16 protein-coding genes are annotated in these 14,342 nt (G+C 56.4%); 12 read left to right on the forward strand and 4 right to left on the reverse strand.

Annotated elements, in window-relative coordinates; all coding sequences use genetic code 11:
• The first annotated feature begins 153 nt into the window (after nt 1–153).
• A complete protein-coding gene (locus DLM86_RS18905) occupies nt 154–951 on the forward strand; it encodes a TetR/AcrR family transcriptional regulator (RefSeq protein WP_110841614.1) in 798 nt (265 codons plus the stop codon).
• Nucleotides 952–1,027: 76 nt separating this feature from the next.
• Here DLM86_RS18905 and DLM86_RS18910 read toward each other — a convergent pair whose 3' ends face one another.
• From DLM86_RS18910 to DLM86_RS18920, 3 genes are all read right to left on the reverse strand, one after another.
• The gene (locus DLM86_RS18910; protein ID WP_110841615.1) at nt 1,028–2,578 is read right to left on the reverse strand and encodes an MFS transporter; all 1,551 of its coding nucleotides are present in this window, start codon (nt 2,576–2,578) and stop codon (nt 1,028–1,030) included.
• Nucleotides 2,579–2,753: 175 nt separating this feature from the next.
• Nucleotides 2,754–3,425, reverse strand: a complete 672-nt coding sequence (locus DLM86_RS18915; protein WP_110841616.1) for a response regulator — start codon at nt 3,423–3,425, stop codon at nt 2,754–2,756.
• Between the two features lie 11 nt (nt 3,426–3,436).
• A complete protein-coding gene (locus DLM86_RS18920) occupies nt 3,437–4,252 on the reverse strand; it encodes a sensor histidine kinase (RefSeq protein WP_158289555.1) in 816 nt (271 codons plus the stop codon).
• A gap of 527 nt (nt 4,253–4,779) precedes the next feature.
• On the opposite strand from DLM86_RS18920, the gene DLM86_RS18925 reads away from it, so the two are divergent.
• The 6 genes from DLM86_RS18925 to DLM86_RS32495 all read left to right on the forward strand — a co-directional run bounded on the left by DLM86_RS18925 (nt 4,780) and on the right by DLM86_RS32495 (nt 9,465).
• On the forward strand, nt 4,780–5,223 hold the full coding sequence (locus DLM86_RS18925) for a hypothetical protein (protein WP_110841618.1): 444 nt from the start codon (nt 4,780–4,782) through the stop codon (nt 5,221–5,223).
• A gap of 187 nt (nt 5,224–5,410) precedes the next feature.
• Entirely contained in the window at nt 5,411–6,160 is a 750-nt protein-coding gene (locus DLM86_RS18930; RefSeq protein WP_158289556.1) for a MerR family transcriptional regulator, read from the forward strand.
• 115 nt (nt 6,161–6,275) lie between these two features.
• Nucleotides 6,276–7,040: a VOC family protein gene (locus tag DLM86_RS18935; RefSeq protein WP_110841620.1), complete on the forward strand. Its 765-nt coding sequence runs from the start codon at nt 6,276–6,278 to the stop codon at nt 7,038–7,040.
• A gap of 32 nt (nt 7,041–7,072) precedes the next feature.
• Nucleotides 7,073–8,353, forward strand: coding sequence for a serine hydrolase domain-containing protein (locus DLM86_RS18940; RefSeq protein WP_110841621.1), 1,281 nt, complete (start codon nt 7,073–7,075; stop codon nt 8,351–8,353).
• Between the two features lie 151 nt (nt 8,354–8,504).
• The gene (locus tag DLM86_RS18945) at nt 8,505–9,065 is read left to right on the forward strand and encodes a dihydrofolate reductase family protein (RefSeq protein ID WP_281272166.1); all 561 of its coding nucleotides are present in this window, start codon (nt 8,505–8,507) and stop codon (nt 9,063–9,065) included.
• Nucleotides 9,066–9,288: 223 nt separating this feature from the next.
• On the forward strand, nt 9,289–9,465 hold the full coding sequence (locus tag DLM86_RS32495) for a hypothetical protein (protein WP_211326554.1): 177 nt from the start codon (nt 9,289–9,291) through the stop codon (nt 9,463–9,465).
• Between the two features lie 67 nt (nt 9,466–9,532).
• Here DLM86_RS32495 and DLM86_RS32500 read toward each other — a convergent pair whose 3' ends face one another.
• Nucleotides 9,533–10,048, reverse strand: coding sequence for an MFS transporter (locus tag DLM86_RS32500; protein ID WP_211326555.1), 516 nt, complete (start codon nt 10,046–10,048; stop codon nt 9,533–9,535).
• Nucleotides 10,049–10,263: 215 nt separating this feature from the next.
• Between DLM86_RS32500 and DLM86_RS18955 the strand changes: the two genes are divergently transcribed.
• From DLM86_RS18955 to DLM86_RS18975, 5 genes are all read left to right on the forward strand, one after another.
• Nucleotides 10,264–10,626 carry a winged helix-turn-helix transcriptional regulator gene (locus DLM86_RS18955; RefSeq protein ID WP_110841623.1) on the forward strand — a complete coding sequence of 121 codons (363 nt, stop codon included), beginning with the start codon at nt 10,264–10,266 and terminating at the stop codon, nt 10,624–10,626.
• A gap of 142 nt (nt 10,627–10,768) precedes the next feature.
• Entirely contained in the window at nt 10,769–11,275 is a 507-nt protein-coding gene (locus DLM86_RS18960; RefSeq protein WP_110841734.1) for an RNA polymerase sigma factor, read from the forward strand.
• Nucleotides 11,276–11,432: 157 nt separating this feature from the next.
• A complete protein-coding gene (locus tag DLM86_RS18965; RefSeq protein WP_158289558.1) occupies nt 11,433–12,569 on the forward strand; it encodes a WD40/YVTN/BNR-like repeat-containing protein in 1,137 nt (378 codons plus the stop codon).
• A 106-nt stretch (nt 12,570–12,675) separates the two neighbouring features.
• A complete protein-coding gene (locus DLM86_RS18970) occupies nt 12,676–13,221 on the forward strand; it encodes an RNA polymerase sigma factor (protein WP_110841735.1) in 546 nt (181 codons plus the stop codon).
• Entirely contained in the window at nt 13,214–14,191 is a 978-nt protein-coding gene (locus DLM86_RS18975) for a DUF4179 domain-containing protein (protein ID WP_158289559.1), read from the forward strand. The genes DLM86_RS18970 and DLM86_RS18975 overlap by 8 nt, the downstream gene beginning before the upstream one ends.
• The last annotated feature ends 151 nt before the right edge of the window (nt 14,192–14,342 follow it).

Below are 14,342 nucleotides of genomic sequence, written 5' to 3' on the forward strand. Positions count from 1 at the left end.
GAGAACCCCCTGCTCTGTCATTTCCAAAAACGGTGGCCGGAAAGGAAGGCTTCGCGTCCGTTTTCCTTCCGAACGGCGCACGACTGTGATATACTGTTTATGTGATAAACACTTTAGTGCGAGGCGTTTTCGGACAACCGGGGGGGAGATTCGATGAGTAACCACGATATAACGCCGGAAGAAGCGGCGAAGATGCTTCCGGCCGGCGCGGCGCTCGGCTGGGGATTGGTGAAGCCGCCGCAGCGCGGACCCAAGCGGGAGATGAGCATCGATCAAATCGTGAAGAAGGCGGTCGAAATCGCGGACAAAGACGGTCTCGCCGCCGTCTCGATGAACCGGATTGCGTCGGAGCTCGGCTTTACGGCGATGTCGCTCTACCGCTATATTCCGAGCAAGGACGACTTGTTGATCCTCATGCAGGATGCGGCGTGCGATATTCCATTGCCGCCGGAACGGCCTCCGCACGAATGGCGGGCGAGCATGCGCGAGTATGTGATGGGCACGATCGATATTTTTCGCAAACATCCTTGGTATGCGGACATCCCGATTTTCGGCATTCCGGTCGCGCCCAACAATCTGCGCATCGTGGATTGGGCGCTTCGGCCTTTGCGGGACATGCCTTTGAACGATTACGAGAAAATGTCCGTCGTGCTTCTGCTCAGCAGCTACGCCCGATCCTGCGGGATGCTCCAGAGAGACATCGACCGCGCCATCCAGGCCGGCAGCAGCGAGGAAGCGTTCAGCGGGCTCAATTATTCCGCGGCGCTTCGGTTTCTGATCAAGGCGGAGCAGTATCCGGACCTGTATCCGATCGTCATGTCCGGCGCCTATACCGGCGAGAACGACGGCGAGAACACGGTCGGCAGCGATGTGGAATTCGGATTGGAGCGGATTTTGGACGGAATCGAGCATTATTTGAATCGGAGCAGAACCGGCAGGACGGACAAGTAAAGCGTTCATCGCGAACCAAAAAAGCTACTATCAAGGCGGATTTCCTTGAAGTAGCTTTTTTGGTTCCGTCCCGCTCTTATGCGGCGGCATTAACGGCCGTCTTCTTGTCGCGCAGCAGAACGACCGTGACGGCGGCGGCCAGCAGCAGGATGACGCCGGAGACGAGGCAGGTGACGTGCATGGCGGTCATGAAGGCTTCCCGCGACGCGTCCATCACCCGGGAGGCCGCTTCCGCGGGCAGCTGCCGTGCGGCGGCCGAAGCCCCGGCAATGGTTTCCCCGGCCGCGCGGGCCGCATCCGGTGCGAGGTCCGAAGGCAGAAGGGGAGAGACGACATGGCGGTAGACGGCCGCAAGGACGCAGCCGAGAAGCGCGATGCCGAAGGCGCCTCCGAGCTCGCTGGACGTTTCGATGAGCCCTCCGACGGCTCCTGCGCGATCGGCCGGTGCGACGCCCACGACGTAATCGGTGACGAGAGTCATGACGGAGACGATTCCCGCCGCGACGAGTCCGGCTCCGACGAGCATGACGACAAGCGGCGAGAAGCTTTCCAGCCGAACCTGGGTCAGTACGAGGAAGCCGATCGCCGACAACGCGAAGCCGCCGGCCATGACGCGCGGCCTCCCGTGCGCGAGCGACAGCTTGGCGGCGAGCGGCACCGCCGCCCCGACGACGATCGAAGGCGCTACGCTCCAAAGGGACGCGACGAAGGGGGAGTACCCTAGAACCGACTGAAGGAACTGGGTGTTGACCAATGCGCTCGCCATGAGCGTGAACGTAGCGATCAGGTTCACGAGGATCGAACCGCCGGTCCGCCGCTCCATCAACGCACGGATGTCAATCAACGGATTGGGGACGGTCAGCTGGCGTCTGACGAACACGATTCCGGCCAGCAGCCCGGCTGCGAGCAGAACGGCGGGAACGGTCGCCCAGCCGTCCTCGGCGAGCGTCTTGACACCGTAAGTAACCGGAAGGACGGCGGCAAGCACGAGAATCGAGCCGATGACGTCGATCCGGCTCCGTACGTCGCTGCTGCGGGACTCCGGCAGCAGGAACGGTGCGACGAGAAGCAGCAGCGCCATCGCCGGGATATTGATGAGGAACACGGCTCCCCAGGAGAACGAGTCCAGAAGCAGGCCGCCGATAATCGGACCGACGGTGACGCCGCTAGCCATGACCGCGCTCCAGACCGACATCGCTTTGGTCCGCTGCGCCGGGTCTTGGAACATCGTACGTACGAGAGCCAATGTCGACGGCATGAGGGTCGAGCCCGCAATCCCCAAAATCCCGCGGGCTACAATCAGGGTTTCGGCCGTGTGGGCGTACGCCGCGAACAACGAGCTTAGAGCGAAGCCGACCGAGCCGATCATCAACAGGCGCCGGCGTCCGATTCGATCGCCGACGGCGCCCATCGTCAGCAGCAGACCGGCGAGGATGAATCCGTAAACGTCGAATATCCACAATTGTTGGGTGGCGGTCGGCTGCAAATCCGCGGCGATGGCGGGAGCGGCGAAGAACAGGACGGAGACGTCCATCGATACGACCATCAGCGGCAAACATAAGATGCAAAGGGCGATCCATTCTTTGCGGCCGGCCGGTTTGGCCGACGCAGGGGGTGCAGCGGTCATTGAAACCCTCTCCTAACTGTTTATTATATAAACTGTAATTTGTAAACACAGTATATTACATAAACAGTATATGGTCAACACAAAAAACGATTCGTTATTTTTTCGCATGGTTGTCTGGAATCGCAAAAAAAACGCCAAGCCCTCGATCCGTCGGGCCCGGCGTTTTATCTCATTCTTATTTTACCAGCTTCATGCGAATGGCCGTGACTACGGCCTGCGTGCGGTCCTGCGCCCCCAGCTTCTGCATGATATGGTGGATGTGCGTTTTGGTGGTGCCTTCGGAAATGCATAGAATCGCGCTTATTTCATGATTTCTTTTACCGTAAGCAAGCAGCTGCAGCACTTCCGTTTCGCGTTCCGTCAAGGCGCCGAGCAGCCGACCTTTCTCGGTCGAATCGGGCACCTCCATGCCCGATGTCAATATTTGGTCCAAAGCGCGTTTGGCCGTGCTGCTGTTGAACAGCGTAGCCCCCCGGTGCATGGCGCGGATGCCGCTCAGCAGCTCTTCGGTATCCGTATCCTTCAGCAAATAGCCGGAAGCTCCGGATCGAATCCCGTCGAATACGTACTGTTCCACATCGAATGTCGTTAAAAGGACCACTTTCGTATCGGGCAAAGCTTCCACGATGGATCTGGTCGCCATAATGCCCGTTCCGCCCGGCATGCGAATATCCATCAAGACGAGATCCGGAACGTTTCGTAACGCAACGTCAATCGCTTCTTCGCCGGTTGAAGCCTCGCCGACGACCTGCATATCCGGTTGAATGTCCAATACGTAACGCAGCCCTTTTCGGATGAATGGCTGGTCGTCCGCAAGCACGATTCGAATCTTTTTTTCGTTCGGCATGAACAGTCTCCTTATACGAGCGTTTCTTTATAAGACGCGACCGATGCATCCAGCGGAATGACCGCTTCGATCCTTAACCCGCTTGGCGAATTCGGGGAGAAAGCGATGCTGCCCCCGGCCGATTGGCATCTGTCGATCATGCCGTTCAGGCCAAATCCGGCATCCAAAGGCTTTTCGCCGCTGAAGCGCCCGTCGTCCATAATGAGGAGCTTGACCTTTTCCTTTGCTTCTTCCACCACGATGTCGACCCGGTTCGCATCGGCGTGCTTGAGGATGTTCGTTAACGCTTCTTGCAAAATTCTGTACAGAATCGTACTGCATGCAACCGGCCAATCGCCGATCGGCCCGATTTCGTTGTAGCGGATCCGCAACCGGGAATGGGCTTCGGTTTGAGAAATGAGGCCTTTCAGCGCGACCGGTCCCAAGCCCTTCTCATCGTCCGACCATTCCTTCACTGCGTACCTTACCTCATCCATCCCTTTCCTGGCGACCTTCAGCATCTCGTCTACGCTGTTCACCGCCTCGACCGGATCCTTGGGAATCATCCACTTCAGCGCTTGAAGTTGAACGATAAGCGAGGTCATCTGATGACCGAGCCCGTCATGAATGTCGCGGGCCAACCTCGCACGCTCCGATAGCGCGGCGTAGCCCATCGCCTGAACGGACGTTTGCTGCAATTCGGAATAGGCCGCTTTCAATCGTTCAAGCTGCTTTCGGTTCGTTTGGTGCGCCGCGCGGAGCAGCGATTGGCTTCGGACCGCCACATACATGAGGACAGCCGCAAGAAGAGCGCCATAGGAAAAACCGTCGGGCAGCATCATGCCCATAATGAGGGAAATCGTGACGACAGCGAGAGCGACGGTCGAACGGTTCCATTTCGGATCCGCTACGGCCAACATATACAGCAGCGGCCAGAAGATGCGGTGATCGGGGGAAGCGGTATAAACGACGCGAACGACGACGGCCAATCCCGCAAGCGCACAAACCGCAACGACGTACCTTTTGGCGGTCCACCATCCTTTGGGCGCAGCGGCCATCCATACGCAGCAAGCCGCGAAGGAGGCGTAAACGATATATACGTAGATAGGCGGAAACGGATCCTCGGGTACGATCAAGAGGAAAAAAGCGACGATAAAGGCGATATGGGCGACGCGCGCGTCCACATGCCGGTATAGGTTTTTGTACATGGGCACTTTCCTTCATTCGGTTCGTTTCCTTCATCATAGCAGAAGAAATCGTCGCGCTCATCAATCGATCGATAGAGGCGCCGAATAAAAATCAACCGCAGATGGACGTAAACGGGGTTCGCCCCGTGTTAGGGTGGGGTTACGAAGAAAAAGGAGGAGCGAAAACAATGAACATGATCGAAAAAGAACAAATCAAAGGGAATCCGAAGCTTTCCGTGCTGGAATGGATGAAGAAGCGGTGGCCCTCTTTCGTGGCGTTGGCCGTCGCTGCAACAGGGCTTCCCGCTTCAACGGATCCCATGTCGCTGATCCTGTTTCTCGCGGCATTGGTCTATCCGATTTCGGGCGCGATTCGCGGACATCTTCGCGGGGTACGCACGCTCGTGGTACAGGCGATCGCATTGGCCTTGTTCGGCGTTATCGCGTTGGTGTCGGTGTATGTCGATCGAGACGCGGGACTGATGCTGCTTGCGGCCGGCTACATCGGCCATACGATCTGGGACATTGCCCACTTCCGGACCGGGAAGATCGTTCGGCGGGGGTATGCGGAGTTTTGTGCGGTTCTGGATTTGCTCATTGCGGCCGTCCTGCTTGCCCCGATATTCCTGTAACACGCCATCCCGCCAAGCGGTCGCCCGCAATGGCGAGTATTTCCAAGGAAGAAGGAATATTGTATGATCGATTAAACGCATACAAGAAGAGGAGTGTTCGATCGTTGTTCCATGAGGGGTCCAAGATATCACGATGACCTTTAAGGAGCCGTAAATTCGAAAAGCGTTGCGTGAGGAGGAGGATACCGTGCTTTCCATTTCGCAGTTTTCCCTAAAAACCGGCCTTTCTCCAAGCGCTCTGCGTTATTACGAAAGCAAAGGGCTGCTTGTGCCGTCGCTCCGCAAGGAAAACGGCTATCGGATGTACGCGAACGAACAGGTGGATACGGCCAAATTGATTCATAGCTTGAGGCAAGCTCATATATCGATGGAGGAAATAGCGCGATTCCTTCAAGCCGACGAGGGACAAAGGGAGAGCGCCGTCTCGAGATGGAGGGGCGAGCTGGAATCCCAGATGCTGGGCCTCGCCATCGCCAGACAGTACCTCGGCAGCGTTCCAACCGCAGGAAACAAAGTGCACTTGATCCGCTGGGAGGAGGAGACCCGGCTCATTTGGTTCAAGGAAACGATACCGGTGCGGCAATATCCCGAAGCGTATGACCAATCGATCAAACGGCATCAAGCGATACTGGCCGCTCGAGGGGCGAAGGCTCAAGACGGCGCGTATGTTCGGCTTATTCGCACGGACAAGGAGTACGCGGAGCTTGACGTCGGTTTCCGGCTCGTTTCGGGAGCCGATATCCCGCAGGCCGTCGTTCAAACGTTTCCGCGGACGCTGTTCTTGACGATGGAATGCCGAGTGGGGGAGTTGTTTTTTTGCATGAAGCTTAACCGATTTCTGAACGAACACGGCTTTAGGCGAATCGGACAGCGGTTGGAGCGGTACACCCCGGGTGAAGATACGTTTACGATGATGATCCCCGTCATCCAGTCTTAAAAACGTGTTGACCTTCAAGCGGCTTGAACGTTTAAGATTGGACACGTAAGAGAGATTTGGAGGAGGTGCCGTTTTGCCGAAAACATGGTTAGACTCATTTGATGGCGGGTTTATTATGGTTCCTTGGGAGCGATATGAGGAAGCGGTCGGCTGGTACATCGAGACGTTTGATCTCGAGGTGGAATCGCAGGAAGAGTATCTCAAAGAAAAAATGACGTCACTTCAATTCCCGTCCATCGGTTTGGTCCACATCAAATCGGTGAACGACGGGCACGAGCATTTCAATACGGCGTGGGGTCAAGCGAGCAATGTCCGGTTCTGTTTCGATGCACCCGACATTCATGCCGTTTATCGGGAGTTCCAGGAGAAGGGCATCCGAACGGAAGACTTGGTGAAGGGAGTTTCCGGACTATACGTCTTCGATTTTTACGATCCTTACGCTACTCGCCTTACTTTGACGGAGCCTCATCCGAATGCGAAGCCCTTGTTGGATATGGCCCCGGCCTCCCGGCTATTGGGGTTCAGCCCGCCCCGGATCAGCGTGAGAAAGTTGTCGCATGCACTGGATTGGTACGAACGGTTTCTAGGCGTGAAGACGATGGCCGTGCGGAACGATCACGCCGTCCTTCAACCCGGCAAGGAAGACGGCTGCCCGATTCTCTTGATAGAGGGCGATTATGACGAGCGCCGTGCTTACCATCTCCCGGCGGCGAGGCCGTATTATGTGATTCGGGGCAAAGACGCTTTTTTGGAAGCGTATCGCGGGTTGTCCGAGCAAGGGGTGAACATTTCGCCAATGGCCGGGCATCCGGACGGCTGGGCGGCGTTTCATTTTTTTGACCTTGACGGAAATGTGTTGAACGTGTGGACGTTTCGCTAAAGACGAAAAACCGGTAGGCGGGAGTGAATCCGATGCAAGCCATTCGCTTGAAGCTGGAGGAGTACATCCGTAACTATTTGGACTTGTGGGACTTTTACGGCGTTATTCGAGTCGTCCGAAAAGGGGAAGTGCTTTTTGAAGACGCCTACGGCTATGCCAATATTGCGTTTGGAATAAAAAACGATCTCCATTCCCGCTTTTCCATCGCTTCCGTATCGAAGCAATTTACCGCCTTTGCGATTATGCTTCTCCATGACAAGAAATGGCTGGACATCGATCAACCCGCGCAACGTTATCTCCCTGCCGAGCTGAAGATCGACGAGGCGATCACGGTCCATCACTTGCTGTCGCATACGTCCGGGTTATACAACTTTTATGATTTTGAAAACGACTTTTTTGCCGGCTATAACCGGATGGATTATTCGCGAAGCGATTTTTTCCGGCGCTATATCCTTAAAAAGCCTACAAAGCCGCCGGGCACGGCTTACGACTACAATAACTCGAACTATCATTTGCTCGCCTGGATGATTGAACAGGTCTCCGGAGAGAAGTATGAAGATTTTATTCGCAACCATTTGTTCGGCCCGTTGGACATGGAGAACAGCGATGTCGACGACGGCTGTAAGCCTATTCGCAACAGATCGTGCAATTATTCGAAGGATTTCGATGCCATCGTCAAAAGTCCGTATTATAACGAGAAGTTCAGCATCGGTGCGGGTGCCATCGTTTCAAACGGCGACGATTTGTACAAATGGTACGCCTGTTTGCGGGATCGCCGCCTATTGTCGCCTCAAGCGTATGCGAGGTTTTTCAAAGTGAACCAAAACCATTACTGCTACGGGCTGGAACATCGCCATGAGCACGGGACGGACAAGTATTCGCACGGGGGAGACCATCTGGGGATCGCCGCTTATGTCCGGTACGATTTCGATGAAGACAGCTGCATCCTCATTCTTTCCAACAACGAAGCGATCAATCAATACCGGCTGGGCCATGCCATTTCGGATATTTTGCATCGGGTCGACGTAGAGGCTCCGGCCAAGCATGAAGAGGTTCCGCTCGACGAAAGCAAGCTTCAAGCGTATTGCGGCACTTATTTGAAGGATAAGATCGAAGTGGAGCTGATTCAGGGGAAATTGTATTTTACGCGATTCGCCGGCAATCTTCATATCGAGATCTACCCGGTAGGCGAAGGGAGATTTGCACGCCGACACTCCGACCAGATTCATCCGTACCGGATTGCCGAGAACGAAAAAGGCCAAATGACGTTTTTCGGGTTCAGCAAGGAGGACTCCGGTACGCCGGGAAAATGAAGACCCGGCAGAAGTCGCATTCGTCTCGGCGGAAATCTGCGCTATCGAGCAATCGATAAGAAACGCACCGTACCCGACACTGCTATAGTGGAAGATGATCCCGTCGGTGAATATCCCTTCGGAACGATACGTCGATTTGTACATCGGGAGGATGAGTGTGGTGCGGAAAATAATCGCCTCTGAAATGTTGTCGGTGGAAGGTTTTATGGAAGAGGAGCGGGGCCGATTGGATTGGTTCGCTCAAGACGAAGAGCTGAATGACGAAGCGATGAACCTGCTGGAATCGGTGGATGCCATTATTTACGGCCGGGTTACCTACGAGATGATGGCCGGCTTTTGGCCGTATGCTCCGGGCCCCTTTGCGGCACGTACAAACGAATTGCAGAAGTATGTAGTAACCGGGACGTTGAAGGAAACGCCTTGGGGAACATGGAACAACGCCCGTCCGCTAAGCGGAAAGCTATCGGAGGAGATTGAACGGTTGAAGAACGAACCGGGAAAAGACATGGTGATTTACGGCAGCGGCAGTGTCGTCCGGGAATTGACGGAGCACGGACTCATCGACGAGTATAGACTGATCGTGAATCCGGTTGTGCTGGGGAAAGGAACGCCGCTGTTCGGGGCGCTGTCGGGCCGGCTTCCGTTGAAGCTGCACGAGGCCAAAGTATTTCCTTCGGGCGCCGTAGCATTGACCTACGAAAAGAGTCGATAAAGACGGAGGATGGATCCCATACACGGCGTCGATGCCGATCGCCAACAGCGCAAGCCCGGTCTCGAGCGCCGACCATCCGCGCAGCTCTTGGAGATAGAGCACCGCGACGAATTGGAAGCCGAAGAAGGAGCCGGCGAACAAGAGTGCTCCCAGATTGGCGCGTACGAGCGCACCCGATCGGAGAATGCCGAGCCGCATAAGCGGCGAGGCGGAGCGACGTTCGATGGCGATGAATGCGACGATCAGGACGAGACTGGCGGCAGCCGTTCCGATCGTCCAGTCCCATTCCGTTTCCGGCGCGTTGACGACCGCGGAGACGAGCAGGAGCATCGCTCCCGTAACGCTTACCGTTCCGGCGAGGTCGAAGCCGTGCGCCGACCGCTCCGGACGTCCCGAATGAGGGATAAGCCGTATGCCGGCGAGCAGCAGGAGCAGCGCCAAAGCGACCGGAGCGAAAAATACCCATCTCAATCGGCTGCGGTTAACAAGCCGCCGACAACGAGACCGAGCGAGAAGCCCGCCGCCGCCGTTCCCGCATAGACGAGCAGCGCGCGATTGCGCGACGGTCCTTCGGGAAAGCCGGTCGTGAAGATGGACAACCCGGCCGGCGTCATGAAGGCGGCGGCGACCCCCGTAACGAACCGCGAGAGCATCAGGAGCCATCCTTCGGTCGCCATCCCGCCGAGTCCGGAGAAGAGAAGGAACACGGTAAGCCACCCCAGAAACATCCGCCGCCGGCCGAGCAAATCGGCGGCGCGTCCTCCCAGCAGCATGAAGCCGCCGTAACCGAGCACATAGGCGCTGGCGACCCAGCTTAGCTCGCCGGTGGTCATGTGCAGCTCGTCGCGGATCGACGGCAGCGCCACCCCCATCATCGACACGTCGATGCCTTCCAGAAAGATCGCCCCGCACAGGACGAGCAGCAGCCCCCATGACACGTTAACGTCCGCCTTCCGTGGTGCGCTTGAATCGCCGCCGATCATTCGGACACCTCCCCTTTCCGTTCCCTTACAACAAGTACATGCATAACGGTTCCCTGCCTTTCGATTATGTTGTGGCATACGGAAATTATGTACCCTATAATGGGAATGTGGAAGAACGCACTTTATTGTGCCATTCGCACCCAAAAGTGATATAGACACCAAAAAGTATCTTAGACCGCATGAAAGGCATGTTGATCGAGGGGAGGACATACCCGATGGAAGCCCGGTCGAAGCGTACGTACAACATACCGGCGGAAGCCACCATCGAAGTCATAGGGGGCAAATGGAAAATGCTGATTCTGTGCCACTTGACCTATGGCCCCAAGCGGACGAGCGAGCTGAAGAAAGCGATGCCGGGGATCACGCAAAAAATGTTGACACAGCAGCTGCGGGAATTGGAGGACGACGGAATCATTATCCGGACGGTCTATAACCAAGTGCCGCCGAAAGTGGTTTATGAGCTGAGCGAGATCGGAGAGTCGCTGAGCGGGGTATTGGATCAGCTTTGCGAGTGGGGGGAAGCGTTCATTCAGGGACGGCTTAGCCGGGGCCGGAAAGAAGGATCGATACGGGAATAACGGTTGCTTCGGCAGCCGTTTTTATTTTCTCCCCGGCGAAAAGGGACCGTTTCGGGAACTCCGAATGGGGGTGCCTTGTCTGTTTCAGTAGGAGGGGAACTTGGTGGAGGAGTACGAGTACCTGAGATACATATCGTCCGGGATGGAATCCTTTGCATTGGATCGTCTGATGCGGGATTTCGGGAAGGATGTTTGGAACTACGCCTATTTTTTGACGCGGGACCGCCATGCGTCCGACGATATTTCGCAAGAGGTGTTCCTGAGGGCGTTTCGCAGCGTAAAGGACTTTCGCGGAGAGTCTTCGGTGAAGACATGGCTGCTCAAAATTACCCGCAACCTGTCCTATAATTACCGAAATTCCGCCTTTTTGCGGCGTGTCGCTTTATTGGGTTGGGTACGACGCAGGGAGACGGTGACGTCGGCCGAAAACGAGTTTATGGATCAGGCGGCGGCGAACGCGATTTGGCGGATCATTTTGGATATGCCCTTGCCTTTTCGCGAAGTGCTCTTGCTGGACATTCAGCATGAAATGACGACTAAGGAGATGGCGGGCGTGCTCGGGGTGGCGGAAGGAACGGTGAAATCCAGGCTGCACCGTGCGCGCGCCAAAGTTTCGAACAAGCTTCGGGAGGTCGGGGCCCATGAGTAAGCCGGATTGGTATAAGCGAGCGGGAAAGGAACCCTTTAAGCAACATTATTTCCATGGCGGCCTTGCGGCCGGTGTCAAAAGCCGGGCTGGAACGGAGCGGAAAGCCCCTTCCAAGAGCAGGCGGTATTGGGGCGGAGCAGCTGCGGCGGCGGCGATAGTGGGAACCTTCGTCGTCATCTCAAGTTATTTATCCGGCGGCGGATCGGACCGGTCCCCCGTACCGCCCAGCTCCTCCTCCGCAGAAGCGGCTGTCGTCGAGAAGTCGGCCCTGATTCGAATGATAGACCGGACGAACGGCTGGGCGTTCGGAACGAACGTAACCCGTACGAACGACGGCGGTCGAACTTGGACGGACCGGACGCCGCACGGCTACGACCGTTCCCGATTCGAGCCGTTCCCGCTGAACGGGCAATTCGCGTGGTTCGTTGTCCGCCCTGCCGGGCAGGAAGCGAATTGGACGATATATCGTACGGCGGACGGCGGCCATTCTTGGAGCGCCGCCGCGCTTCCTACGACGGACACGTGGTCCGTTCTGAAGGAGAACACGGCGTTTGCTCTTTCCTTTACCGATGAGAAGACGGGGATATTAACTTTTATTTCCGATCCGGCGGGCGGTCCGGTGAAAACGGCAATATACCGGACGACGGACGGCGGGCGGACGTGGACGTACGTCAACTCCATCGCGCCCGAAGGCGTTCTTGAATCCACCCCGTCGGGGATGTCCTTTTCCGATCGGTCGCACGGATTCATCACTTTTTTCAATTCCAGGGACAGCCGGCCGGAGCTGTACGGGACGTCCGACGGCGGAACGACTTGGAAGCGACTGCTGTTGGAGCTGCCCCCTGACATTCCGGACGCCGTATTTTTCGCCGAGCGCCCTCCGCAGTTTTTTGGGAACGACAGGAAGGAAGGCGTGCTGCCGGTTTCCTACACGACAACAACTAACGAAAAAGCCGGCATTGTCTGGTTCACGACGGAAAATGGGGGGAATTCCTGGAGTCCGGCCCCTTCTCCCGATGGGACGCCTACCGTCGCTTCAAAAGACGGCAGTGCTCCGCAAGGTTTTCGCGTAACCGCCGCTTCGGATCTTACCCACTATTGGATGATCGATTCGGAAGCGGGAACCCTCTACGGGACATCGGATGCCGGGCGGCATTGGCAAGCGCTGCATACGTCGCCCCAATTGCGGAACGCCGTAGAATTAAGCATGGTAGATGAAACGGTCGGCTGGATTCGGGGAGACGGCTTTCTCCTGCAAACGGAAGACGGCGGCAGGTCTTGGAAAGAGCTTTGAAACGGCGGAATCGAATCGTAGAAAAAGAGAAGATATCGAAAATAACGTAGCGGAATGAACGTTTTACGTTCCCCGGTGCTCTTACAGAGGAGAGAGAGGTGAACGCATGGATGGAATAGATGAGGTGAAAAAAGCCCGACAAGGGGATAAGGAAGCCTTGCTCCGGCTCATTATGGCCGAGAAGGACGCGTACTATAGGCTGGCTTATTCGTACATGAAGAATGAAGCGGACGCTATGGACGTACTGGAGGACATGATCGTGAAGCTGTACGAGAAGATCGGGCAGCTGAAGAAAGAGGCGTCCTTTTACCCCTGGAGCAAGACGATTCTCGTCAATCGATGCAAGCTGGCGCTGAAGCAAAAGAAGAAGCTGTTTCCGCTCGAGGATCGTCCGGAGGAAGAAAGGGGGCGGAAGCTCCCGGTAGCCGGAATGTCCGAATATCGTCAGGTGGAAGAACAAATGCACCTTCAGGCGCTCATGAACCGTCTGAACGACGACCAACGCGAGGCGATTCGTCTCAAGTATTACCACGACCTGGACTATGGGACAATCGCCGCGATTACCCGCGTATCGCAGGGGACCGTCAAGTCGAGAATTTTCCAAGGACTGAAGAAGCTTCGGGCATTGTACGGGAGGGATGGAAATGAATGAGGTTGAACATTGGCTGCATGAAGAAAAGACGCGTACGCGCGAACTTGCGGCGCCGGAAGACATGGAGGCGAGACTGAGGGCGGCGCTGAGCAACGCGGCTCCGAAGACAAGAGCATGGAGAAGCCGGATGAGCGGCTGGAGAATCGCGGCGGCCGTATTCGCCGTCCTGCTCGTATCGGGGAACCAGTACCATGCGCTGGCTTATTACGGCAAGACGCTGCTTGGCTTTGACAGGGTCGTCGACGGGACTCTCGGCAAGCTCAACCAAGAGGGACGGGGGCAAGCCGTCGGGGAGCAAGTCGAGCTGGCGGACGGAAGCCTGCTCACGGTGGACGGACTCATGTCGGATGAAAATCAGCTTATTTTGTACTATACGCGGAGTGGGCTTACCGGTCTTGAGGAGGAAGGCAGGAACGGTTTTATACCGATCGGCGTCAAGGGCTTTCGGACGGATTCCGCGATGCAAACCGGCTCATGGGGGCCGAGCAAAGACCGGACCGAGATCAAGGGGATTGTAACGTTCGAGCCCGTCAGCCCGCTTGCCAAAAAATTGACCCTTTCTTTTTGGGACGATACGGCCAAAGGCGAACCAAGGCGGGAGGGGCGGCTTACTTTCTCCTATCGCCCGGACGAGGCGATGCCGACCCGGATCAAGCAGACGCTTCATCGGACGGTCGCTATGGACGACAGCTCGATCGTATTCGGCTCCATCACGGCGACTCCGACCATGACATTGGTGGAAGGCACTATACCGAAGGAGAACCGTGCCTTATTCGATCAAGTGCTCAACGGTGCAGAGATCGTGGCCAACGGGAATCCGGTAACGAGACATCGAGGCGATATCAGTCTGAACCCATCTCATAACGGGTATACCTTTGCCCTACGGTACGATCCGCTGCCCGACAACCTGACCTCCGTGCAGATCGTCTTGAAGGATATGGGCGAGACGATCGACATCCCGATGAAGTAGGCGGCGCTTCAATCGGAATCGAGGACGGATCCTGCGGCGAAACGTATTAACTTTTTCCAAAACGGTTCTTTAGTTTATGGGGTGTCCCGTCCGTCCTCGGCTTCTATAATGGGGATGTAAGCGATTTCTTGGCAATGCCCCCGAAACGGAA

Source organism: Paenibacillus flagellatus, assembly GCF_003217775.1.
In the GTDB taxonomy this organism is placed as follows: Bacteria; Bacillota; Bacilli; order Paenibacillales; family NBRC-103111; genus Paenibacillus_AB; species Paenibacillus_AB flagellatus.

Excerpts from the sequence above, each read along its gene's own strand:
- DLM86_RS18925 (WP_110841618.1), top strand. The coding sequence starts at position 4,780 with ATGAACATGATCGAAAAAGAACAAATCAAAGGGAATCCGAAGCTTTCC.
- DLM86_RS18920 (WP_158289555.1), bottom strand. The coding sequence starts at position 4,252 with ATGGGCATGATGCTGCCCGACGGTTTTTCCTATGGCGCTCTTCTTGCG.
- DLM86_RS18960 (WP_110841734.1), top strand. The coding sequence starts at position 10,769 with ATGGAATCCTTTGCATTGGATCGTCTGATGCGGGATTTCGGGAAGGAT.
- DLM86_RS18970 (WP_110841735.1), top strand. The coding sequence starts at position 12,676 with ATGGATGGAATAGATGAGGTGAAAAAAGCCCGACAAGGGGATAAGGAA.
- DLM86_RS18945 (WP_281272166.1), top strand. The coding sequence starts at position 8,505 with ATGAGTGTGGTGCGGAAAATAATCGCCTCTGAAATGTTGTCGGTGGAA.
- DLM86_RS18955 (WP_110841623.1), top strand. The coding sequence starts at position 10,264 with ATGGAAGCCCGGTCGAAGCGTACGTACAACATACCGGCGGAAGCCACC.
- DLM86_RS18905 (WP_110841614.1), top strand. The coding sequence starts at position 154 with ATGAGTAACCACGATATAACGCCGGAAGAAGCGGCGAAGATGCTTCCG.
- DLM86_RS32500 (WP_211326555.1), bottom strand. The coding sequence starts at position 10,048 with ATGATCGGCGGCGATTCAAGCGCACCACGGAAGGCGGACGTTAACGTG.
- DLM86_RS18935 (WP_110841620.1), top strand. The coding sequence starts at position 6,276 with ATGGTTCCTTGGGAGCGATATGAGGAAGCGGTCGGCTGGTACATCGAG.
- DLM86_RS18915 (WP_110841616.1), bottom strand. The coding sequence starts at position 3,425 with ATGCCGAACGAAAAAAAGATTCGAATCGTGCTTGCGGACGACCAGCCA.
- DLM86_RS18975 (WP_158289559.1), top strand. The coding sequence starts at position 13,214 with ATGAATGAGGTTGAACATTGGCTGCATGAAGAAAAGACGCGTACGCGC.
- DLM86_RS32495 (WP_211326554.1), top strand. The coding sequence starts at position 9,289 with ATGGCGATGAATGCGACGATCAGGACGAGACTGGCGGCAGCCGTTCCG.
- DLM86_RS18910 (WP_110841615.1), bottom strand. The coding sequence starts at position 2,578 with ATGACCGCTGCACCCCCTGCGTCGGCCAAACCGGCCGGCCGCAAAGAA.
- DLM86_RS18940 (WP_110841621.1), top strand. The coding sequence starts at position 7,073 with ATGCAAGCCATTCGCTTGAAGCTGGAGGAGTACATCCGTAACTATTTG.